At 70.4% G+C, this 19,713-nt stretch carries 21 protein-coding genes; 14 read left to right on the top strand and 7 right to left on the bottom strand.

Annotation, left to right across the window (positions count from 1 at the left end; all coding sequences use genetic code 11):
- Positions 1-6: 6 nt before the first annotated feature.
- Positions 7-204 carry a hypothetical protein gene (locus tag CHC09_RS29850; protein WP_089296569.1) on the bottom strand — a complete coding sequence of 66 codons (198 nt, stop codon included), beginning with the start codon at positions 202-204 and terminating at the stop codon, positions 7-9.
- A gap of 507 nt (positions 205-711) precedes the next feature.
- Between CHC09_RS29850 and CHC09_RS29845 the strand changes: the two genes are divergently transcribed.
- The 3 genes from CHC09_RS29845 to CHC09_RS29835 all read left to right on the top strand — a co-directional run bounded on the left by CHC09_RS29845 (position 712) and on the right by CHC09_RS29835 (position 4,438).
- Positions 712-2,259 (top strand): glucuronyl esterase domain-containing protein, encoded by a 1,548-nt coding sequence (locus CHC09_RS29845; RefSeq protein WP_203833260.1) that lies wholly within the window; start codon positions 712-714, stop codon positions 2,257-2,259.
- Positions 2,260-2,357: 98 nt separating this feature from the next.
- Complete coding sequence (locus tag CHC09_RS29840) at positions 2,358-3,254, top strand: hypothetical protein (RefSeq protein ID WP_089296568.1); 897 nt, start codon at positions 2,358-2,360, stop codon at positions 3,252-3,254.
- Positions 3,251-4,438: a hypothetical protein gene (locus tag CHC09_RS29835; RefSeq protein ID WP_089296567.1), complete on the top strand. Its 1,188-nt coding sequence runs from the start codon at positions 3,251-3,253 to the stop codon at positions 4,436-4,438. Before CHC09_RS29840 ends, CHC09_RS29835 begins: the two co-directional genes overlap by 4 nt.
- A gap of 86 nt (positions 4,439-4,524) precedes the next feature.
- Here CHC09_RS29835 and CHC09_RS29830 read toward each other — a convergent pair whose 3' ends face one another.
- The gene (locus CHC09_RS29830; RefSeq protein WP_089296566.1) at positions 4,525-5,421 is read right to left on the bottom strand and encodes a hypothetical protein; all 897 of its coding nucleotides are present in this window, start codon (positions 5,419-5,421) and stop codon (positions 4,525-4,527) included.
- A gap of 88 nt (positions 5,422-5,509) precedes the next feature.
- On the opposite strand from CHC09_RS29830, the gene CHC09_RS29825 reads away from it, so the two are divergent.
- The gene (locus CHC09_RS29825; RefSeq protein ID WP_089296565.1) at positions 5,510-5,938 is read left to right on the top strand and encodes a helix-turn-helix domain-containing protein; all 429 of its coding nucleotides are present in this window, start codon (positions 5,510-5,512) and stop codon (positions 5,936-5,938) included.
- A gap of 209 nt (positions 5,939-6,147) precedes the next feature.
- Here CHC09_RS29825 and CHC09_RS29815 read toward each other — a convergent pair whose 3' ends face one another.
- A complete protein-coding gene (locus tag CHC09_RS29815; protein ID WP_089296564.1) occupies positions 6,148-7,125 on the bottom strand; it encodes a GlxA family transcriptional regulator in 978 nt (325 codons plus the stop codon).
- Positions 7,126-7,220: 95 nt separating this feature from the next.
- Between CHC09_RS29815 and CHC09_RS29810 the strand changes: the two genes are divergently transcribed.
- The 9 genes from CHC09_RS29810 (at position 7,221) to CHC09_RS29770 (ending at position 13,446) form a co-directional block, all read left to right on the top strand.
- The gene (locus CHC09_RS29810) at positions 7,221-7,640 is read left to right on the top strand and encodes a hypothetical protein (RefSeq protein ID WP_089296563.1); all 420 of its coding nucleotides are present in this window, start codon (positions 7,221-7,223) and stop codon (positions 7,638-7,640) included.
- 2 nt (positions 7,641-7,642) lie between these two features.
- Complete coding sequence (locus CHC09_RS29805; protein WP_203833261.1) at positions 7,643-7,906, top strand: DUF3817 domain-containing protein; 264 nt, start codon at positions 7,643-7,645, stop codon at positions 7,904-7,906.
- 111 nt (positions 7,907-8,017) lie between these two features.
- Positions 8,018-9,592: an MDR family MFS transporter gene (locus CHC09_RS29800; RefSeq protein WP_089296562.1), complete on the top strand. Its 1,575-nt coding sequence runs from the start codon at positions 8,018-8,020 to the stop codon at positions 9,590-9,592.
- Between the two features lie 93 nt (positions 9,593-9,685).
- A complete protein-coding gene (locus tag CHC09_RS29795; RefSeq protein WP_089296561.1) occupies positions 9,686-10,057 on the top strand; it encodes an iron chaperone in 372 nt (123 codons plus the stop codon).
- Between the two features lie 82 nt (positions 10,058-10,139).
- A complete protein-coding gene (locus tag CHC09_RS29790; RefSeq protein ID WP_179277338.1) occupies positions 10,140-10,631 on the top strand; it encodes a DUF6416 domain-containing protein in 492 nt (163 codons plus the stop codon).
- 139 nt (positions 10,632-10,770) lie between these two features.
- On the top strand, positions 10,771-11,127 hold the full coding sequence (locus CHC09_RS29785; protein ID WP_089296560.1) for a PadR family transcriptional regulator: 357 nt from the start codon (positions 10,771-10,773) through the stop codon (positions 11,125-11,127).
- Positions 11,124-12,146: a hypothetical protein gene (locus CHC09_RS29780; protein ID WP_089296559.1), complete on the top strand. Its 1,023-nt coding sequence runs from the start codon at positions 11,124-11,126 to the stop codon at positions 12,144-12,146. Before CHC09_RS29785 ends, CHC09_RS29780 begins: the two co-directional genes overlap by 4 nt.
- A 139-nt stretch (positions 12,147-12,285) precedes the next feature.
- On the top strand, positions 12,286-12,594 hold the full coding sequence (locus CHC09_RS29775) for a hypothetical protein (RefSeq protein WP_089296558.1): 309 nt from the start codon (positions 12,286-12,288) through the stop codon (positions 12,592-12,594).
- A 156-nt stretch (positions 12,595-12,750) separates the two neighbouring features.
- Entirely contained in the window at positions 12,751-13,446 is a 696-nt protein-coding gene (locus CHC09_RS29770; RefSeq protein WP_143232650.1) for a hypothetical protein, read from the top strand.
- 8 nt (positions 13,447-13,454) lie between these two features.
- Here CHC09_RS29770 and CHC09_RS29765 read toward each other — a convergent pair whose 3' ends face one another.
- Genes CHC09_RS29765 through CHC09_RS29755 form a run of 3 tightly spaced genes read right to left on the bottom strand, consistent with a single transcriptional unit; the run spans position 13,455 to position 17,159 of the window.
- A complete protein-coding gene (locus tag CHC09_RS29765; RefSeq protein ID WP_089296556.1) occupies positions 13,455-14,048 on the bottom strand; it encodes a TetR/AcrR family transcriptional regulator in 594 nt (197 codons plus the stop codon).
- Between the two features lie 44 nt (positions 14,049-14,092).
- Entirely contained in the window at positions 14,093-14,890 is a 798-nt protein-coding gene (locus CHC09_RS29760; RefSeq protein WP_239138581.1) for an ArsR/SmtB family transcription factor, read from the bottom strand.
- A gap of 34 nt (positions 14,891-14,924) precedes the next feature.
- Positions 14,925-17,159, bottom strand: coding sequence for a putative bifunctional diguanylate cyclase/phosphodiesterase (locus CHC09_RS29755; protein WP_239138582.1), 2,235 nt, complete (start codon positions 17,157-17,159; stop codon positions 14,925-14,927).
- 148 nt (positions 17,160-17,307) lie between these two features.
- On the opposite strand from CHC09_RS29755, the gene CHC09_RS29750 reads away from it, so the two are divergent.
- A complete protein-coding gene (locus CHC09_RS29750; RefSeq protein ID WP_089296554.1) occupies positions 17,308-18,606 on the top strand; it encodes an AI-2E family transporter in 1,299 nt (432 codons plus the stop codon).
- Here CHC09_RS29750 and CHC09_RS29745 read toward each other — a convergent pair.
- On the bottom strand, positions 18,603-19,598 hold the full coding sequence (locus tag CHC09_RS29745; RefSeq protein WP_089296553.1) for an aldo/keto reductase: 996 nt from the start codon (positions 19,596-19,598) through the stop codon (positions 18,603-18,605). The genes CHC09_RS29750 and CHC09_RS29745 overlap by 4 nt on opposite strands.
- Positions 19,599-19,713: the final 115 nt, after the last annotated feature.

Genomic DNA, 19,713 nt, shown 5'->3' with positions numbered 1-19,713 from the left:
CCGGGGCTATCCGACCTCGACGATGGCCAGGCAGGTGTCGCTGCCACCGCACAGCCGCGCCGGGCGGACCTGCTCGCCGGCGTCCTCGGTGACCTGGTCGAGACTGCGGTCCACGATCGGCGACACCGCCACCTCGAACCGGCGGCTCGGCGGCTCCGGCTCATCGGGGTGGGTCAGACGAATCGGGGTGTCTCTCGCTGTCATGCCGATGCCTCCTCGATGACGGTCTCATCACGGTAGGCGGAGCCGGCGGCCGGCACGGGCCGAATGGCAATCATCGAGACCGGGCGCCGGGTCCCCTGGGATGAGACCCGGCGCCCGGCGGTCACCCGATGACCTCGGTCAACGCGGGGCCGGCCGGGTGGGCGACGGCGGCGGCGATCGCGAGGAGCACGCCGACCACGGCGTACCGGATTCGCCTGTCCTTCGCGGGCGGGACTATCCCGGATCGCTAGCTACCTGCTGCCGGATGTTACGGAGATCTTTCAAAACATCCAAGACGATTTATGTACGTGATATGCACCGCACCCCGCGTGCATGGGAGTCGCCGGCCACAGATGGGCGGCCGTAACTTCTGTCGAATAGCGAAAGTTCCAGAGCAGCGACTTCACTGCAAAGTGCCTGGTCAAGGCAGATATCGACGTTGTTGAATCGCTCGAAACTTCTTCGTAACGTCACCGCCGCCGCTCCCACCCCCCGGAAGGAGCCCTCGTGGCTACCAGACCCGCCCTGCTGTCGGCGGCGGTCGTGCTGACCGCGGCCGCCGCGGTGTTCGCGATCCCGTCCACCGCGCTCGCCGCCGTCGAGGACGACGGCGCCGACTGCCCCGTCGCCGCCACCAGCACGATCAACAACTCGCAACTGCCCGACCCGTTCACCCGGATCGACGGGAGTCGCATCACCACCAGGGACGACTGGCGATGCCGGCGCGCGGAGATCCGCGAGATGGCCGAACGTCACGTGTACGGCCAGAAGCCCGCCAAGCCCGCGACCGTCACCGGCACGGTCTCCACCTCGAACATCACCGTCAACGTCGCCGACCAGGGCCGCAGCGCCAGCTTCTCGGCCAGCGTGCAACTGCCGACGACCGGAACCGCACCGTATCCGGCCGTCGTCGTGGTCGGCGGCTTCGGCGCGGACACCGACACGATCCGGAACTCCGGCGCGGCGGTGATCAGCTATGACCCGCTGCAACTCGGCCGGGAGGGCACCGCCCGCAACAACAAACAGGGCGCGTTCTACACCCTGTACGGCGCGACCAGCGGCACCGGCATCCTGATGGCCTGGGCCTGGGGGGTCAGCCGGATCATCGACGTCGTCGAACAGTCCGGCGGGAACATCCTGCGGGCCGACGCGCTGGGCGTCACCGGCTGCTCCCGGTACGGCAAGGGCGCCTTCGCGATCGGTGCGTTCGACCAGCGGATCGCCCTGACCATGCCGATCGAGTCCGGCAGCGGGGGAGTGCCGATCCTGCGCGGGATACCCGGCGAGTCCGGTGCCCAGCCGCTGAGCAGCGCCTACAGCGAACAGCCGTGGCTCGGCGACGCGTTCAGCTCGTTCACCGGCAACCCGAACAGCCTGCCGGTCGACACCCACGAGCTGGTGGGCCTCGTCGCGCCGCGCGGGCTGTTCATCATGGAGAATCCGCACATCGACTGGCTCGCGGCCCGCTCGGGCAGCGTGGCGGCGCTGGGTGGAGCCGAGGTCTACAAGGCGCTCGGTGCCGGCGACAACATCAGCTACTGGTCGGACGTGAGCGACGGCACGCACTGCGCGGTGCGCGGCGAATGGCGTACCCCGTTGCAGCAGAACATCCAGAAGTACCTGCTGAAGACCGGTAACGCGGCCGGGACGTTCCGGATCTCCGGCTCGAAGGCCGGCAACCTGTCGCAGTGGCGCACCTGGCAGACCCCGGCCCTGGGCGGCGGAACCTCCTCGCCCGCACCGTCCTCACCGGCTCCGTCCTCGCCCTCGCCGACGCCCTCGACCGGAGCCTGCACCGCGACGATCACACCCGGCACCGTCTGGGGCGACCGCTACAACACCTCGGTCACCGTCACCGGCTCGACCAACTGGACCGTCGTCATCGACATCACCGCGCCCCAGAAGGTCTCCACCACCTGGAGCGGCACCTTCACCTGGAGCGGCGGCGGCAACACCATGACCGTCAAACCCAACGGCAGCGGCAACACCTTCGGCTTCACCACCATGACGAACGGCAACACCAGCGCCCGGCCCAGGGTTGTCTCCTGCGGCTAAGATCCACAATCCGGGACCGCCGCCGATCGGAATCTCCCGCCCGGGCGAGCCTGCCGGGTAGTGAAGTGTTCCGATCGGCCCCTCACCGAGAAGGCCAGATGCACCTCTACGGCTATGACCCAAGATCGGCCTCCTTGGATGAGTGGCTGAATCCGGAGAAGTCGATGGCGCGCCGCGGCCTCGATCTGGCTACCGCGGAGGACCTCAGGATCTTCGCGGAGAGCATGCTGGCGGACGAACGGGACCATCCCTACCCCTCGGCCAGCGAGTTGGCGGTCGATGGCTCGCCTCTTCTCGAAAGCCCGGAATTCTGGCCGGCCCATCTCTGCTCCACAACCGATCGCGACGCGGATGTCCCGTCTGCTTTCGGCCTGTCCTGGGACGAGGTACGGGAGACCGGGCTACCGCCCCTGAGGCGACTCGACCAATGGCCTGTGTTCACGATTCCGCTTCATGACGGTGCCGTGATGGTGATCATTCACCGTACGCATCACCCTCGGGCCCTGTACCACGGTAAGTGGGTTCAAGAGGAAGCGGAACACCAAATAGATTTCTGGCTCGCCCCAGCCACTGGCGAAGGCATGTTGCTGGGAAGCGTTCAGGCCGGGCCGACAGGGCCCGGTCTGCGCTGGCCGGAGCTCAAGGGGATCGCTCAGGCGGCCGCCCCGGACCGGCGGGAGATCGCCCGCCGGTTGCTGCTGCTCGCGCCGATTCTCGGCGACAAGGAGATGCCCGACCAGGCGGTCACCTGGTTCGCCCAGGCGTTGTCCATCCTGGGCGGGCTCGATCGAAATTCCTGGGTGGTCTGCAACGCGGCCGAAGGGATCGCCTTCGGCAACGAGCTGTTCCGGTATGCCACCTGGCGACAGGAGGATGGCATCTGGGTGTGCGACGGCATCGACAGCAGCAGAAACCCGGACCCTCGGATCGGGCTTCTCGCACCGGATCTGCGCAGAGCCGGCGAGATCCTGCGGCCCCTGGGTGAGGAACTGTGACGGGTACGTCCGCCGCCCTGCACGCTACGGTGACCGCCTCGGTCCTGGTCGGACTGCCCGTCACGATCCGGGCCGTGCGCGCCCCGGCCGTCGAACCCTCGCCCCGCCGGGCGGTCGGGCCGGGGTGGTGGCTCGCTGCCGTGGTCGGGCTGCTCCTCGTCAACCAGGTGCTGTTCACCGTGTACGCGCTGCGGGTCCGGAACGGCGACCTGTCCTACCTCGGCGGATACGTGCCGGACGGCTGGTTCGAGTTGGCCGACGGGCCGGTGATGACCTGGCTGGCGGACCACGCGCCGGCCCCGGGGCTGCTGGCGGTCTGCGCCCTGCGGCTGCCGTCGCTGCTGGAGTTGCCGTTCGGCATGCTCGCGTACCTGACGATCGTGAACTGGCTGGATCCCCGCCTGTACCGGCGGCTCACCGGCACTACGGTGCTGGCGCTGACCAGCGCGTCGTACTCGATCACCTTCGGTCTGATCGAGTGGGCGATGCACACCGTCTACACGACTCAGGACCTGGTGCTGCGTGCCGTCTCCGCCGTACTGACGGTCTTCGCGTTCGGCCGGCTCCGTCGGCGGCCGTCGGCGGTACCGGGCACGGGCGCTCCGCGGACCGCGGCGGAGTTGCTGGCGTTCGCGGCGTCAACCGCCGCGCTCGGGTTCCTGGCGCTCGCCCTCTACGACAGCGTGCTGCTCTACAGCATGGGCAAAGTCGGTCAGCACGTGCCCGGTGCGGTAGTCGCCGGGCTGGTGCTGGCCGCGTCCCGGCTGGCGGCGTCCCGGCTGCGTGAGCGCGGCGGCCCGCTGCCCGCCGGTCCCGGGCTGGACACCCTGACCACCGGGTTGTCCTGGTGGCTGGCCCTCTTCCTGATTCCCGCGCTGGCCATCCGGTACGAGCTCGGCTTCGGCTCCCGGCTCTTCGCGGCCGCCGCCGGCCTGCTGGTCATCGGCGCGGCGACGACCGCGGCACTTTTCCAGGTGTACGGCCGGTTGCCGCTCGCCGGGCGCGCCGCGGCCGTGCGTCGCTGGCTGCTCGGCCTGGCCGTGGCGGTCCTCGTCGCGGTGGTCGCCGCGGCCGGGGGACTGGCCGTTCCCGCCGTACACACGGAGCTTCGGCTGCTGTGGTCGGCGGCCCTCTTCGTCCTGGCCGCCACCGCCGTCACCACCACCTGGGACCGCCAGCGCTGAGTCGCGCCAGCCACCGGCGATTCGCAGCGTCTGAGGCGCCGATACACCGGCTGCTCCGGCTTCCGCCAGGATGAAGGTACGCCCGGTCAGTCCAGGCCGAGGCGCTGCAGGGCGAGGGCGACGTAGCCGCGCTGCGCCCGGCGATGCCAGCCGCGCGGGAACGCCGGCAGCGTCTCCCGCTCCTTGGCGTCGATCAGGATGTCGAGCGCTTCGCCGGGCAGATCCGGGCCGAGCCGGTACGCGGCGGTGATCGCAGCCGTGATCCGCACCACCAAGGAGTGATGACGGAGCAACGACGTCAGCCGTTCCGCGACGGCGGCCGGGGACACGTTCAGGTGTGCCAGGGCGAGGTTGGCGCTCGCCCGGACCGCGTCGCTCCGCTCGGCCGTCAGCAGCGCGGCGACGACGGGTTCGGTCGGCGTTAACCAGGTCAGCAGCTCAGCGGCCTGGGACGCGACCTCCTGGTGATCGTCATCGAGCCAGCGCCGGTAGACGTCCGCCCGCGCCGCGGTGGCCCGGTACGCGTCGGCCTCCCACTTCTCGGCGCAGGCGTTGGCGAGGTCCGTCCAGTCCTCGACGTGTTCCTGCTCCAAGTCGGACATGAGCTCGACGACCAGGTTCTCCTGCTCTGCGGTCACAGTCTCCGCGCCGTACCGGCCGAAGGCGGTCGCCGGATCGAACGGCAGGTCCTGGTCGCGGCGGTCGCCCAGGCCGATCTCCCGCAGCAGGGCCGTCAGGTCGTGCCGGTCGGGAGTGCGGGGGTCGTCGATCAACCGGACGAGGAAAGGCACCACGTGCGCGCTGACCTGCCAACGGGTCCCCTGATGAAGGACCGCGTCGTCCAGCGCGCTCAGGGCACGGCCGCGAACGACCGGATCGGCTGAGCGCAGCGCCGTGAGCTGCGTGGGAACGTCCTCGGACGAGTGATGGGGACCGCGCAGCGAGGCCCACTCCACCTCGTGAAGACCGGAGAGCGGATCCACGCCCGGCATTATCCCCGCGGGTGCACGGCTACCCGCTCGGCGGATACCGATTGGGTGCGGTGGCGGGGAGGCAATATGCTCCACGCCCGTGAGCGACCTTCTCAAGGAGCACGTGAAGAACGTGCTCGAGGCCAACTACGCCGGTGTCGTCGAGACTCGGCGCCGCATCGACGATCTCGAGGCGCAGGGTCACCGGATCGTGACCGGTGGCCAGATCGGCCAGGACGGCTGGGACATCATCGACTGGCGCACCAACGAGATCCTCGCCGCCGGTGACGGTGGCCTCGAAGAGTACGAGGCCGCCGCCGGCGAACTCGACCCGGACAACAAGTTCATCCACCACGACCGGATCCTCGAGGACGAGGACCTGGCGTACGTGTCGACGCCCGGCCTGCCGGACGGCCTCGCCAACGCCGTCGAGGACTGGGTGCTCTCCGACGAGGCCGACCCGGAGGAGATCGCCGACTTCATCGGCTGGCCGATCGAGAAGGTCGAGGAGTACCAGGCCGAGGAGTAGGGCCCGAGCCGGGGATCACGAGGCCGGATTCGTAGGCGACCATCACCGCCTGAGCGCGGTCACGCAGGGACAACCCGGTGAAGAGATTCCCGGCAGGGGTCTTCACCGTGTGGTCGCTCAGGTGGTGATGGCCCGCCGCGATCAGGTGCAGGACGTGGTGGGCGACGCGGAACTTCTCGTCGAGGTGACGCCCGTCGGGCGGGCACGTCCTACTCGCGTACCGCGGAGTGGCTCGGGTTTTGATTTTTCCGGCGGAAGGCGGCCCGGTAGTTCTGCGGGCTGGTGCCCACGATCCGTTTGAAACGGTCCCGGAACGCGGTGGGGGAGCCGAAACCGACCTGCCCGGCGATCTGTTCGACCGGCTGGTCGGTGGCTTCGAGCAGGTGCTGCGCCCGCCGGATCCGGGCGCGCAGCAACCACTGCAGCGGTGTCGTCCCGGTCTGCTCGCGGAAGTGGCGATTGAGCGTACGGATACTCATCCCACCGCGCGCGGCGAGGTCGCCGAGCGTGACCTCGACATCGGTGTTCTCCTGCATCCACCGCAGCAGCGGCTCGAGCGTGGCGCCGCGCGGTGTCGGCGGCTGCGCGGGCACGATGAACTGCGCCTGCCCACCCTCGCGTTCCAGTGGCATCACCGACAGCCGGGCCGCGTCCGCGGCGACCGCCGAGCCGTGGTCGCGCCTGATCAGATGCAGACAGAGGTCGAGGCCGGCGGCCGCGCCGGCCGAGGTCAGCAGCTGCCCGTTGTCGACGTAGAGCACCTGCGGATCGACCTCGATCGCCGGGTGGCGTTCCGCGAGCGCCCGCGCTCCGATCCAGTGCGTGGTGGCCCGCAGCCCGTCGAGCAGGCCCGTCGCGGCCAGGACGAAGGCGCCGGCGCAGATGGAGGCGAGCCGGGCGCCGCCCGCGGCGGCCTTGCGGAGATGATCCAAAACCTCCTCCGGTACGGCCATCGCCGGGTCCGCGCAGCCCGGCAACACGATCGTGTCGGCGTCGAGCAGCGCCTCCAGCCCCCACCGCACGTTCAGCGTGAACATCCCGGCGTCCACGGTCCCGGTCGGCGCGCACACCCGCACCTCGTAGGGCTTGCCGCCGTCCGCGAGCCGCACCCGGTCGAACACCTCGATCGGCGTGGCCAGGTCGAACGGGATCACACCATCGAGGGCGAGAACGGCGACGACATGCATGCCGCGACCCTAGCGTGGCGCCTGGCCAGAACCCGTCGAGGATCGGCAATCCAGCCAGTTCCGTCGGCCCGGACCCGCCACTAACGTCCCGTTGCGTGACAAAGCTCCTGCTCAGCCTGCATGTCCTGGCCGCCATCATCGCGATCGGCCCGGTGACCGTCGCGGCCAGCATGTTCCCGGCCGTGACCCGCCGCGCCGACCGCACCGGCCTGCCCCTGCTGCACCGGATCTGCCGGGTGTACGCCACGCTCGGCATCGCCGTGCCGGTCTTCGGCCTGGCCACCGCGAGCAGTCTCGGGGTCCTCGGCGACGCCTGGCTGATCACCTCGATCGCGCTGACCGCCGCGGCCGCCGCCCTGCTGGCGCTCGTGATCCTCCCCGCTCAGCGGCGGGTCCTCGCCGGGGCGCCGGTCCCGCCGGCCCGGCTCGGCATGCTCACCGGCATTTTCAACCTGCTCTGGGCCGTGGTCGTCGTCCTGATGATCGTCCGTCCCGGCTCGACGACGGGCGCCTGACCGTGAACCGACCCTTGCGAGCCGCCGCCGCGGCCGAACTGCTCTCCCTGGTGATCCTGCTGGTCAACCTGGCGACCGCGCATCTGCGGCCGATCACCTCGCTGTGCGGGCCGATCCACGGCTGTGCGTACCTCTTCGTGATCGTTCTGACCCTCTCGAATCCGGCCGCGGACCGCACCGCGAAACTGCTTGCCTGGCTTCCCGGCCTCGGCGGCGTCCTGGTCGCCCGCCGCCTCTCCGCGGTGCTCTCCGCGGCGCGGAGGTGATCGCTCTCACGAGATGCCTTGCCGGGCGGCAGGCTAAGCCTCCCCGGGCGCCGGCCGATGGAACTGCCGTCAACCGGGCTCACCGGCGGTCGGAACGAGAGAGGTCACCTCATGGCGGAATCCGCTGCGCCGGCAAGGCCGGATGCCGAAGAAGGACTGGGTTTCAGCCACCGCGAGATCATGGTGACGATGAGCGGTCTGGTCATCGCCATGCTGCTCGCCCAGCTGGACAACATGATCGTGGCCCCCGCGCTGCCGACCATCGTCGGTGACCTCGGCGGTCTCGAGCACCTGTCCTGGGTGACGACCGGATACATCCTGGCCACCACGATCGCCACCCCGATCTGGGGCAAGCTCGGCGACCTCTTCGGCCGGCGGATCACCTTCGTCGCGGCGGTCGCGCTCTTCCTGGTCGGCTCCGTGCTCTGCGGCATGGCGCACAACATGGCCGAGCTGGTCGCGTTCCGCGGTGTGCAGGGCCTCGGCGCCGGCGGCCTGATCGTCGGCGTGCTGTCGATCATCGGCGAGATGATCCCGCCCCGCGACCGCAGCCGGTACCAGGGTGTCATGATGGCGGTCATGCCGGTCGCCATGATCGGCGGCCCGCTGATCGGCGGCTTCATCACCGACCACCTCTCGTGGCGCTGGGCGTTCTACGTGAACCTGCCGCTCGGCATCGTCACGCTGGTCGTCTCCTGGATCACCCTGGCCCGCCTGCCGAAGGGCAAGGGCGCGGCCCGCATCGACTGGCTCGGCACGGCCCTGCTCACCGTCTGGATCACCGCGCTGGTGCTGATCACCACGTGGGGCGGCACCGAGTACGACTGGACCTCGCCGCAGATCCTCGGCCTGATCGCGCTGACCCTGGCCGGCCTGGTCGCGTTCATCCTGGTCGAGCGCCGCCAGGCGGAGCCGATCATGCCGCTGCGGGTCTTCAAGAGCCGCAACTTCACCCTCGCCGGCGCGATCGCGTTCATCTCCGGCTTCGCGCTCTTCGGCGCGATCGGCTACCTCCCGCAGTACCAGCAGTTCGTCCAGGGCTCCTCGGCCACCAACAGTGGCCTGCTGCTGATGCCGATGATGGCCTCGGTGATGGTCGTCAGCATCCTGGTCGGCAACCTGATCGGCCGTACCGGTCGCTACCGGATCTACCCGATCGCCGGCTCGGCCCTGGTGGTCCTCGGCATGTTCCTGTTCAGCACGGTCGACCTGCACACGTCGAAGACGCTCACCGCCCTCTACATGGTGATCCTCGGTGCCGGCATGGGCGGCATCATGCAGCCCAGCACGCTGATCGCGCAGAACAGCCTGGAGATGCGCGACATCGGCGCGGGCACCGGCGTCTCCACGTTCCTGCGGAACATGGGCAGCTCGCTCGGCGTCTCGATCCTCGGCGCGATCTACGCCCACCACCTGACCGACTCGCTGGCCACGGCCGGTGCCGGCGCGGGTGGCGGCGTCTCGGCCTCCTCGATGACCCCGGCCGTGATGCGGAACCTGCCGGAGACCGCCCAGCACCTGTTCCAGCAGGCGGTCACCGACGGAATCGGGCCGCTGTTCCTCTGGGGCAGCGCGGTCGCCGCGATCGGCATCGTGGTGGCGCTCTTCGTCCGGCACGTGCCGCTGCGCGGTGGCAAGCCGACCGCGCCGGCCAAGCCCGAGACCCCGGCCGACGCCGCCGCCTGATCCGCTCGATCCCAGGACCCGCCGGGCCGGCACTCGCCGGCCCGGCGGGTTTTCAATGCCCGGAAACCGAGGCCGCTTTGCCAGACTGGTGCGGTGAACAAACCTCAGACGGTCGACGACTACCTCGAAGGGTTCGTCGGCCAGGCTCGCGAGCTGCTCGAGCAACTGCACACGCTGGCCCGGGAGACCGTGCCGGATGCGAGCGAGGCCATCAAGTGGGGTCATCCCGCCTGGGTGCATCCGTCGGGGACGATCCTGTTCGTGATCAGCGGCCACGCGAAGCACGCGAACTTCACGTTCACCCCCAGCACCCGCGAAGCCTTCGTCCTGGAACTGGGTGATCTCGAGACCGGCAAGGGTTCGATCAAGCTGCCCTACGACCGTCCGGTGCCGACAGACCTGCTGCGTCGCATGATCGCGTACCGCGTCCGCGAGCACGAGGACGACGGCGTGCTGTGGATGTGACCTCGACGCCTCGGCTGGGGTGATCGCCCATGCGGGTGTGCAGCCTTGAGTTCGGGCTGCGCCCGGCAGTACAAACTCCGGCATGACGAACAGGGACCGCGAAGCGGAACCGGCAGCCGCCGACGTCGACGACGCGGAGCCTCTGGAAGACGATCACCCGCTGTGGCGTGAGCACTCCGGCGGATCCGGGCATTACGACGACCCGGAATGGTGTCCTGCCGGCGACGTGAACCGGGCTGAAGCCTTCTACGCGCAGGCCGGCGAACGGGCGACGGCCATCCTCGACCTCCTGATCGATCACCCCGGTTGCCCGGTCCCCGCTTCCGAGATCCTCACCAGGAGCGGAAACGCGTTCTCCAACGCACACGCCGTCGCTGGATCGCTTGCGAACCTGAACGAAGTGCGAGTGTTGTCGGAACGCCGGTACCCGTTCTACTGGTGGAAGGGCGAGCCCGGCCAGACGCGGTATGCGATGAAGCGGTCGGTGGCCGAACTCTTCCGTCGAGCACGCGTCGCCACATCCGAGCGGCGACGAGCCGCCGACCAGGACCCGATCGGCCCGGAGCCGCGGTAGCGCTCGTCCGATCGTACGTCCGAAATGGTTCGGATCCTGTTTCTCTGATCCTTTGATCCAGACCGCGCCGGAGACGAGGAGTAGGGGCAACGTCAAGTAACGGCTGCCGCTATATCTTGGCACCCGATATATTGGTCGCGTGGAGACACCGTTGCGCGAACCCACGTTCATGATTCTCACGGCGCTGGCCGGGGAGCCGCTGCATGGCTACGGGCTGATCACCGAGGTGGCCCGGCTTTCCGACGGCCGCGTTTCGCTGCGGCCGGGCACGCTCTATGGGGCCCTCGACCGGCTGGTCGACGCCGGCCTGGTCGCCGTCGAGCGAGAGGAGGTGGTGGACGGCCGGCTGCGCCGCTACTACCGACTCGCTGAAGGCGGCGCTGACCTCCTCGCCGCGGAGACCGAGCGGATGCGCCGCAACGTGGCGGCCGCGACCGCGCGGCTGAAGACCCGGACCCACCGGGGTGCACCCCGGCTCAGTGGAGGGACCGCATGAGCGACCTGGAACGCCGCTACCTGCGCCTGGTGAAACTCTTCTACCCGGACGGCTACCGGAACGAGCGCGGCACCGAGATCGTCGACACGTACCTCGCTCTGGCCACTCCGGACCGGCGATGGCCCTCGCCCGCCGACGTGGTCGATCTGGCCGGCGGTGGGTTGCGGCAGCGCCTGCGCCCGGTCGGCGCTACCGGGATCCGCTCGGGCGCCCGGCTGGCCGGAACGCTGGCGTTGTCGACCACCACGGCGCTGGCGGGGAGTGGGGCCGTCCTGGAGACGAACCCGGCGACGACGCCGTGGTTCGGGTTCGCGCAGCAGGGCCCGTTGTTCTCCCTCGGCGTCGGGCTGTGGGCGGCGTGGCTGCTCGCCGCGGTGGTGCATGTGGTGGCACCCGGTCGGTGGACGCGCCTGGCGATCGGCTCCGCCCTCGTCCTCACGGTCGCCGTCATCCCGCTCGCCGCCGTCACCGGCCTGTTCCGGCCGCCCGTGTTCGTCCTGCTTCCGCAGGCCTGCCTCGGCCTCGTCGCGCTCGGCGTTCCAAGCCGGCCAGCCCTGTGGCTACGTCTGCCGCCATTGGCCGGTGCTGCCGCGGCAGCGTCCGTCTCAGCTGCCGTCCTCTATGGCGGTGGCAACGAATTCCCTGGGTACTACGGCTGGCCGGCCGGGCAGGTACTGCCCGGCGCCGGGGTGACACTTCTTCTGGTCACGTTACTGATCGCCGTCGGGCTGGCCTTGCGTGACGACTTCCGCGGCGCCTGGGCACTGCTGCTTCTGCTGGGCCCGATCGGCATGCTGACGTTGCGCCCGCTGGCCGCCGAGATCGCTGTCGGCCTGTACGGCGGCGGACCGAACCCCACCTGGACGACGCTGGCCGCCGCGGCGCTCGTCGTGGCGGTCGCCGCGTTCATCCTCGTCGCGCTCGCCTTGGCGGCCCGGCACCGGTTCGCCTTCACCCGCGCCGCCGTCGAACGCTGCGCCGAGTGCGGCTCCCCGACCGGTGGCGACGCGAATCGATAGGGGCGGGGTGCTCGGGATCCGGCCGTTCACCCGTCCGGGGAGGTCGTGGAACTTTCCGGACGGCCACGCTCTCGAACCCGGCAACTGATTCTGTTGCCCCCGGTCCAGGCCACTGGACCGCACTCCACAGGAGGTCTCCATGGACCCGATCACTCTCGGCGTCATCTTCGCGGTGAAGGCGCTCGCGGCGAAGGCCGGCGCGGCCAAAGCCGCCGCGGCAGGCGCGAAGGTCATCGCCGGTCACTCCGGCGTGACGGCCGCCACCGCTCACGGCGCCAGCGCGGCCTACGCGGCGGGCGGCCTCCCGCAGGCCGCCGCATATGCCCAGCAGGCCGCCATCGCCGCCGGTTCGGTCGCCGGTGTCGCCGCCGGCGCGGAGGCGTACGCGCAGGGCAAGCGGATCCGAGGCGCCTCCGGCATCGTGTCCAACGCCCACCGCCTCCTGTAGAACCGGCCGGCGGCGACAACGCTTCCACCATGGTCGTACCGGACGCTGGCCTTGCTGATCACTAGGATCAGCAAGGGCAGCGCGTTCGCCGGAATCGTCCGGCCCAGATGGGAGGATGGACTCGTGGACGCGGGCAAGCCGGACGACCAAGGTGAGTTGGTCGAACTGGCCGCGCTCGAGCGGCCCACCGAGGTGGTCGGTGCAGCTGGTCAATGGCTTGCGTCCCAGTTGCGAGGCGAGGGGTTCACCTGGGCGAGATCGCTGGCAAAGCTGGAGCGGCGGATCGGCGTCCGCCGCGAGCAGATTCATTTGCAGAGCTCGAAGTGGAACCGGACGGGTGAGCTGATCGAGTTCGGCGCGGTGCTCAACGTCCGCGACGGCGCGTTGCGGAAGTGGCGCCGCGCCAACCCCGCGCTCACGTCCTACGTCGGCGTGAACGACGACTGGTTGTGCGGGCATCCGCTCGGCGTTCTCACCGGAGTCTGGCACCAGGGCCAGGTCGACCTGACCGCTCCTGCCGCGCGCAACGCTCAGCTCGAAGGCTTCCTCCGGCGGCTGCGAGCGGAGGCCCTGCCATGGTTCGACGGATCGACCGAACCGGAGCAGGCCGCGGAGAGGCTGCCGTCGGTAACCATCGGCCTGTATTTCGTGGACCTTGCTGAGTGGCTCGTCTGCCGGGGATGCCAGGACGCGGCGGCGCGACTGATGCGGCGCTGGCTGGCCGAGGACGGGGCGCGCCGGCCGGACTTCGAATCTGGTCGTTCGCTCGGCGAGCGCGGCGAACGACCAGACGTTTCGGCAGGTCAGTGGGTCAGAGCGGGGTGGAGTAGCGCCGTCCTGGGCCTCACCTGACTCCGTAGTCAAGCTTCGGTGGTCGTACCTTCGCGGGTCCCTGGATCTGCACCGCGCAAAAGCTCCAGCGAGAGGCCGAGGGCGGCCTCTCGCAGACTCGCCTCGTCATCGTCGTCCTCGACCAGCGCCGTGACCGCCGCGATCTGGAAGGTCGACAGCGCGATCCGCACCCGCAGCCGCTGCGCCGGATCCGCGCCGGCGGGTGCCAGCGTGTCGACCAGCGACCGCATGGTCTGCCTGATCTCCGCGCCGATCGGCAGGTCCTGGATCTCCGTGTAGTTCTGCCAGACCAGCAGCACCAGGTCGATGCCCCACTGCCGCTGGTGCGCGGCGAATCCGCGGATCAGCTCGTCCGGCCCTTCGGCCGCTTCGACCAGCGTGGTGACGCCGTCCAGGTAGCCGCGCAGGATCGCGGTGAGAATCTCTTCCTTCGTACGGAAATGGAAGTAGAGCGCCGCCTTGGTGACCCCGAGCCGTTCGGCGATCTCGCGCAGCGACGTCGCGGTGTATCCCTGCCGGGCGAAGAGCTCCAGGGCAACGGTCACCGCCCGCTCCCGGGTGTCGGTCCGCCGGCTGTCGACCCGGCCGCTACGCTGCGACACCCTGGCAGGTTAACAAACCGCAGGTGCGGTGGCCCCTGGCGTGATCAACGGGTGGCGCGGAGCTCGGCGTGCATCTCCCACGGTGCCTGGGGGAGCACGTGGCCGGTCTCGAGCAGCGACTTGAGGTTGGCCATGACAGCGGGCCAGCCGGCCGAGACGGCCTCGACGTCCTGGTCGGTCGCGAGGTTCACGTGCGTGACGGTCAGCCGGACGATGTCGTGGTGCGGTTCGACGAGGAAGGTGACCGTGGACGCGTCGGGCCCGGCCTCGGCGTCGAGATCGCCGAACGTCAGGACCAGGCGGGTCGGTGGGGTCGCCTCGAGCACGACGCCGCCGGCGTCGGCGATGCCGGAGCCGTCGGTGCGCCGGTGTTCCCACCGGGATCCGGGCTGCCAGTCGGAGACGTTGCTGTGCCCCCAGTACGCGCCGGTCAGGTCGGCGTCGGTCAACGCCTCCCACACTCGCTCGGGGGTGGCGTGGATGTAGGTCACGTACACGAAGGTGGGTTTGGCGGTGGACATCTGCGGCTCCTCTGCGTGTCGCCGGATCGTGTCGAGGGCCCGCAGCCGGGGCTGCTCGAACGGGGCGATCCAGCGTTGCTGCAGCTCATGGATCGGAACAGGGTTGAGGTAGTGCAACTTCTCCCGGCCGTGGCGGACGGTGCTGATCAGGTTGGCCTCCTGCAGCACGTCGAGATGCTGCGTCACCGACTGCCGGGTCATCGCCAGCCGGCCGCAGAGCCGGCCCAGCGTCTGGCCGTCCTCCTGGCGGAGGCCATCGAGTAGCCGGCGGCGCGTCGGGTCGGCGAGCGCCTTGAACACCCTGTCCATGTCACCGGCCATGAGCAGCATTATGCAGGCAACTGCCTGCATAATGTCAAGCCGCGACGGGGTCCTCCGCCCGCAGCAGATCGTCGATCGCCGCCGGCGGCATCGGGCGGGCGAAGTGGAAGCCCTGGGCGTGGCGGTAGCCGAGTTCGGTCAGCCGCCTGGCCTGTGCCTCGGTCTCGACGCCCTCCGCGACGGTGCGCAGGCCCATCGACTGGGCGATCCCGGTCAGGGCGATGGCGATCGCCTCCTGCTGCGGGGTGCCGTTCAGCCCGTCGACGAACGACTTGTCGACCTTGATGGCGTCGACCGGGCAGGTGCGTAGCAGACCGAGCGAGGAGTGTCCGGTGCCGAAGTCGTCCAGCGCGATGCTGACGCCCAGCCGGGACAGGGCGTTCACGGTGGCCAGCGCGCGGCCGCCGGCGAACACCGCGGTCTCGGTGATCTCGATGGTGAGCTGCGCGGCGGGTACGCCGTGCCGGGCGAGCGCAGCCGCGACCAGGTCCGGCAGGCACGGATCGAGCAGCTGACGGGCCGACACGTTGACGGCGATCGAGCGCAGCGCGTCCGGGCCGTGCAGGCGCCGCCATTCGGCGGCCTGGGCGCACGCGGTGTCCAGGATCCAGGCGCCGAGTTCGACGATCAGGCCGGTGTCCTCGGCGACCGGGATGAAGTCGGCGGGGGAGACGATGCTGCCGTCCGCCCGTGACCAGCGCACCAGGGACTCCACCCCGACGATCCGGCCCTGCGGCAACTCCACGATCGGCTGGTAGAGCAGGTGGAACTCGCCGGCGGCCAGGCCCCGGTGCAGGTCGGCGGCGACCGTGGCGCGCTGGGTCAGCCGCTGCTCCAACGAGGCGTCGTAATGGACGACCCGCGCGCCCGTACCCGTAGCCGCCTCGCGCAACGCGGTCTCGGCCTGCCGGTAGAGGTCGGCGGTGCCCTCGGCGACGCCGACCGACACCTCGACGAGCACCTCGTGCCCGTCGGCGTTCAGTGGTTCCGCGTTGGCGGCGAGCAGGCGCCCGATCGCCTCCGCGGAGCCGGGCAGCAGCAGCCCGAACTCGTCGCCGCCGAGGCGGGCCACGACGGCGTGCTCGCCGCCCAGCGCGGTGAGGCGTTCCCCGTACGCGATGAGCAGGGCGTCCCCGACCGCGGATCCCAGCCCGTCGTTGACCGTGCGGAATTCCCGCAGGTCGATCAGGACGACGGTGTGCGGCCCGGTGGCGCCGGCGACGGCCGCGGCGAAGTACCGGCGGCTGAACAGGCCGGTGAGTTCGTCGTGCATCGCCTGCCGGGCGACGGTGTTCAGCAGGGTGCCGTTCTCCCTGAGGGCCACCGCCTGGCGGGCCACCACCAGCAACAGCAGCAGGGTCGTACCGGCGACCTGCACCGTGCTCAGGTGCCCGGTACGCAGGTAGACGGTGGCGACCAGGACGCTGGTCAGGCCGGTGGCGAACAGCGGGATCACGGTGCCACGCCGGTACGCCGGCAGGTCCAGCGGCTGGGCCGGCCGCTTCCTCCGGCCGGTGAGGTGGCGATGCTGCCTGTGGGCGGCGAGCGTTCCGAACAGGCCGATGAAGGGGAACACCGCGGCGCTGCCGTTCAGGTGGGGCCAGGGGCCCAGCAAGGTCATGAAGACGGTGGAGAGCGGGCCGCACAGCCCGATCGGCGCCAGCCACCACAGCGCGGCCCGGGGAGCCAGGGTGCTGCGTGCCGCCATGATCTTCACGACGACGGTCGCGCTCATGGCGCCGACCGCCAGCATGGCGATGTTCAGCCACCACGCGGACGCGCTGACCCCGAACCGGTCGGTGAACCAGCCGAGGTACTCCGACGCGGCGATCCCGCCGATCACCAGCATCACCGCCACGTCCAGCACGGCCGTGATGAGCCGGGGCCACGAACTGCCGCCGCCCGGCATCCGCAGCAGGCCCGTGACGGCCAGGAGCGCGCCGGTGACGTACAGCAGCAGGGTGCGCGTACCGATCGGCGGAATGTCGGTGTACGGCATGGTGGTGATGTCGACCACCTGGCTCAGCGTCCCGAGCAGCACCACGCCCATGGCTGGGGCGACGGACGCCCAGAACCGGCGCAGATGGCCGTCCGTCCGGGTCCCGGCGTCGTGGAACGCGGCGGCAGCCAGCGCCGGACCGGCCACCGCGGGCACCCACACCACCAGCTTCGAGAAGCCGACGTGGGTACCGAGCACGATCAGCAGGACCTCGGCCCCGGCCATGACGAGGGCGACCGGTAGATACCAGTCTCGCCACCGAGCCGTCACGTGTCCCCTCCTCCGCCATGAGTCCGACGTATCCCGAGGAATCGGCACGGATGCCACCGAGTTGAGGCCCGCGCCGTATCGCCGTCACCTTTTCGAGCATGAAAGAGCGCGCCGGCGGGCATCCGGGGAGGCGAGCGAAGGGAACCTGATGAGCTGGACGCGGACGATCCGGGAACGTGCCCGGACGAGACTGAGCGCGGCCGCGAGCCGCAACGCACCGCCGCCGTTCGCGGCCGGCCCCGACCTCGAGGACACCACACCGCCGGTCGTGGTGGTGAACCCGCAGCCCAGCGCCGCCGACGTGCTGCCCGACGGGGTACGTACGGCCGGTGCCTGGGCCTGGCGGTTCATCCTCTTCGTGGTCGCCGGGTACCTGTTCCTGAGGATCGTCGCGCTGCTGCAAGTGATGCTCATCCCGGTGGTGGTGGCGCTGCTGCTGGCGGCGCTGTTCCAGCCGCTGAGCGCCCGGATGGTCCGCAACGGTGTCAAGCGGTCGCTCGCCGCCGGCCTGGTCGAGGTCGCCGCGCTGCTGCTGGTCACCGGCGGGCTCGGGCTGATCGTGCGCACCTTCATCAGCCAGCTCGACACCCTCTCCACACGGGTCGCCGACGGCATCGACGAGGTTCAGCGATGGCTGCAGCGCGGGCCGCTGCACATCACCGACGCGCAGCTGAGCCAGTACGTCGAGCAGGCCCGCGACTCGCTCACCGCGAGCCAGGGTTCGATCACCACCGGGGCGCTGAGCACGGCGACCACCGTGGGCGAGGTGGTGACCGGGTTCTTCCTGGTGCTGTTCACGCTCTTCTTCTTCCTGCGGGACGGCGGCCAGATCTGGTCCTTCCTGTGCCGGCTGCTGCCGCGCGACGCCCGGGTGGCGACCGCGAGGGCCGGGCACTACTCGTGGCACACGCTGGTGTCGTACGTGCGCGCCACCGTGCTGGTCGCCTTCGTCGACGCGGCCGGCATCGGCATCGGCCTGGTCGTGCTGCGGGTACCCATGGCGCTACCGCTGGCCGCCCTGGTCTTCCTCGGCGCGTTTATCCCGGTGGTCGGCGCCACCGTCAGCGGCGCGGTCGCGGTGCTGGTCGCGCTGGTCGCGAACGGGCCGGCCACCGCGCTCGGCGTGCTCGCCGTGGTGATCGCGGTCCAGCAACTGGAGGGTCACGTCCTGCAGCCGCTGATCATGGGCCGGGCGGTGGCGCTGCACCCGCTGGCGGTGATCCTGGCGATCGCCGCGGGTGTGGTGGTGGCGGGCATCATCGGCGCCCTGATCGCCGTACCGCTGCTGGCCGTGCTCAACACCGGGATCCGCTACCTGGTGGCACACCCGTCCGGCGAACCGACCCTGGACCACGAACCACCCGGCACCGAGCCGACCGACGACGAGGAGAAGGCGGAGGAGGAGCGGACCGAAACCGATCAGCCCGCCACCTCGGTGGCGCCCTAGTTGCCCACGCCAAGGCCGGACATGAACGCCGACGGATACCGGTCGCCGCGGGCGGCGCCCCTCGGCACCGCCCGTTCGATCCGGGCGAGATCGTCCGCCGTCAGCTCCAGGTCCAGCGCGGGCAGGGCCTCCGACAGACGCTTGCGGGTACGGGCGCCGACCACCGGCACGATGTCGACGCCCCGCTCGGCCACCCAGGCGATGGCCAGCTGAGCGACCGTGCACCCCTTCGCCTCGGCGATCCGGCGCAGCGCCTCGACCAGGGCGAGATTGTGCTCCGCGTTCGCACCCTGGAACCGGGGCATGCGGCCGCGGTGGTCACCGGGCGCCTCCGCGGCCGGGTTCCAGTGCCCGGAGATGAGGCCACGGCTGAGCACCCCGTACGCGGTCAGCCCGATGCCCAGCTCCCGGAGGGTGGGCAGCACTTCGTCCTCCACCGCGCGGGAGATGAGCGAATACTCGATCTGCAGGTCGGCGATCGGATGCACGGCGTGCGCCCGGCGGATCGTCTCGGCGTCCACCTCGGAGAGCCCGACGTGCCGTACGTACCCGGCGTCGATCATCTCCTTGATCGCGCCGACGGTCTCCTCGATCGGGACCGCCGGGTCGAGCCGGGCCGGGCGGTAGACGTCGATGTGGTCGACGCCGAGCCGGTTCATCGAGTGGATCAGGAGGTTCTTCACCGCCACCGGCCGGTTGTCCTGCCCGTTGAAGCCGCCGCCCGGCCCGGTCAGGGCGCCGAACTTGACGCTCAGCTGATAGCCGTCCCGGGGCCGCCCGCGCAGCGCCTCGGCGAGCAGCATCTCGTTCAGGCCGGAGCCGTAGTGGTCGCTCGTGTCGATCAGGGTGACGCCGGCGTCCAGCGCGGCGTGCACGGTGGCGATGCTCTCGGCGCGATCGGAGACGCCGTACGCCCCGCTCGTCATGCCCATCGCGCCCAGCCCCAGCGCCCCGACGACCGGTCCGTTCTTTCCCAGAGTTCGTTTCCGCATGCCGTTCACCCTGCGCGCTTGCGGCGCCGTCCGGGAGCGGAGCGTTTGTCGTGGGAGTGCCGCTCCCTGTCTCGCGCCCGGCGCTGTCCGGGGGCGGGGCGCTTCGTGGGAGTGC

Source organism: Actinoplanes regularis, assembly GCF_900188005.1.
GTDB classification, from domain to species: Bacteria; Actinomycetota; Actinomycetes; order Mycobacteriales; family Micromonosporaceae; genus Actinoplanes; species Actinoplanes regularis.
The sequence above is the reverse complement of the archived record's forward strand: the minus strand, read 5'-3'. Positions and strand labels throughout refer to the sequence as shown.

What these genes read in the sequence shown, in the direction of transcription:
- CHC09_RS29800 (WP_089296562.1), top strand. Translation starts at nt 8,018, where the DNA reads ATGGCGGAATCCGCTGCGCCGGCAAGGCCGGATGCCGAAGAAGGACTG.
- CHC09_RS29780 (WP_089296559.1), top strand. Translation starts at nt 11,124, where the DNA reads ATGAGCGACCTGGAACGCCGCTACCTGCGCCTGGTGAAACTCTTCTAC.
- CHC09_RS29750 (WP_089296554.1), top strand. Translation starts at nt 17,308, where the DNA reads ATGAGCTGGACGCGGACGATCCGGGAACGTGCCCGGACGAGACTGAGC.
- CHC09_RS29815 (WP_089296564.1), bottom strand. Translation starts at nt 7,125, where the DNA reads ATGCATGTCGTCGCCGTTCTCGCCCTCGATGGTGTGATCCCGTTCGAC.
- CHC09_RS29745 (WP_089296553.1), bottom strand. Translation starts at nt 19,598, where the DNA reads ATGCGGAAACGAACTCTGGGAAAGAACGGACCGGTCGTCGGGGCGCTG.
- CHC09_RS29790 (WP_179277338.1), top strand. Translation starts at nt 10,140, where the DNA reads ATGACGAACAGGGACCGCGAAGCGGAACCGGCAGCCGCCGACGTCGAC.
- CHC09_RS29840 (WP_089296568.1), top strand. Translation starts at nt 2,358, where the DNA reads ATGCACCTCTACGGCTATGACCCAAGATCGGCCTCCTTGGATGAGTGG.
- CHC09_RS29850 (WP_089296569.1), bottom strand. Translation starts at nt 204, where the DNA reads ATGACAGCGAGAGACACCCCGATTCGTCTGACCCACCCCGATGAGCCG.
- CHC09_RS29760 (WP_239138581.1), bottom strand. Translation starts at nt 14,890, where the DNA reads ATGGCCGGTGACATGGACAGGGTGTTCAAGGCGCTCGCCGACCCGACG.
- CHC09_RS29775 (WP_089296558.1), top strand. Translation starts at nt 12,286, where the DNA reads ATGGACCCGATCACTCTCGGCGTCATCTTCGCGGTGAAGGCGCTCGCG.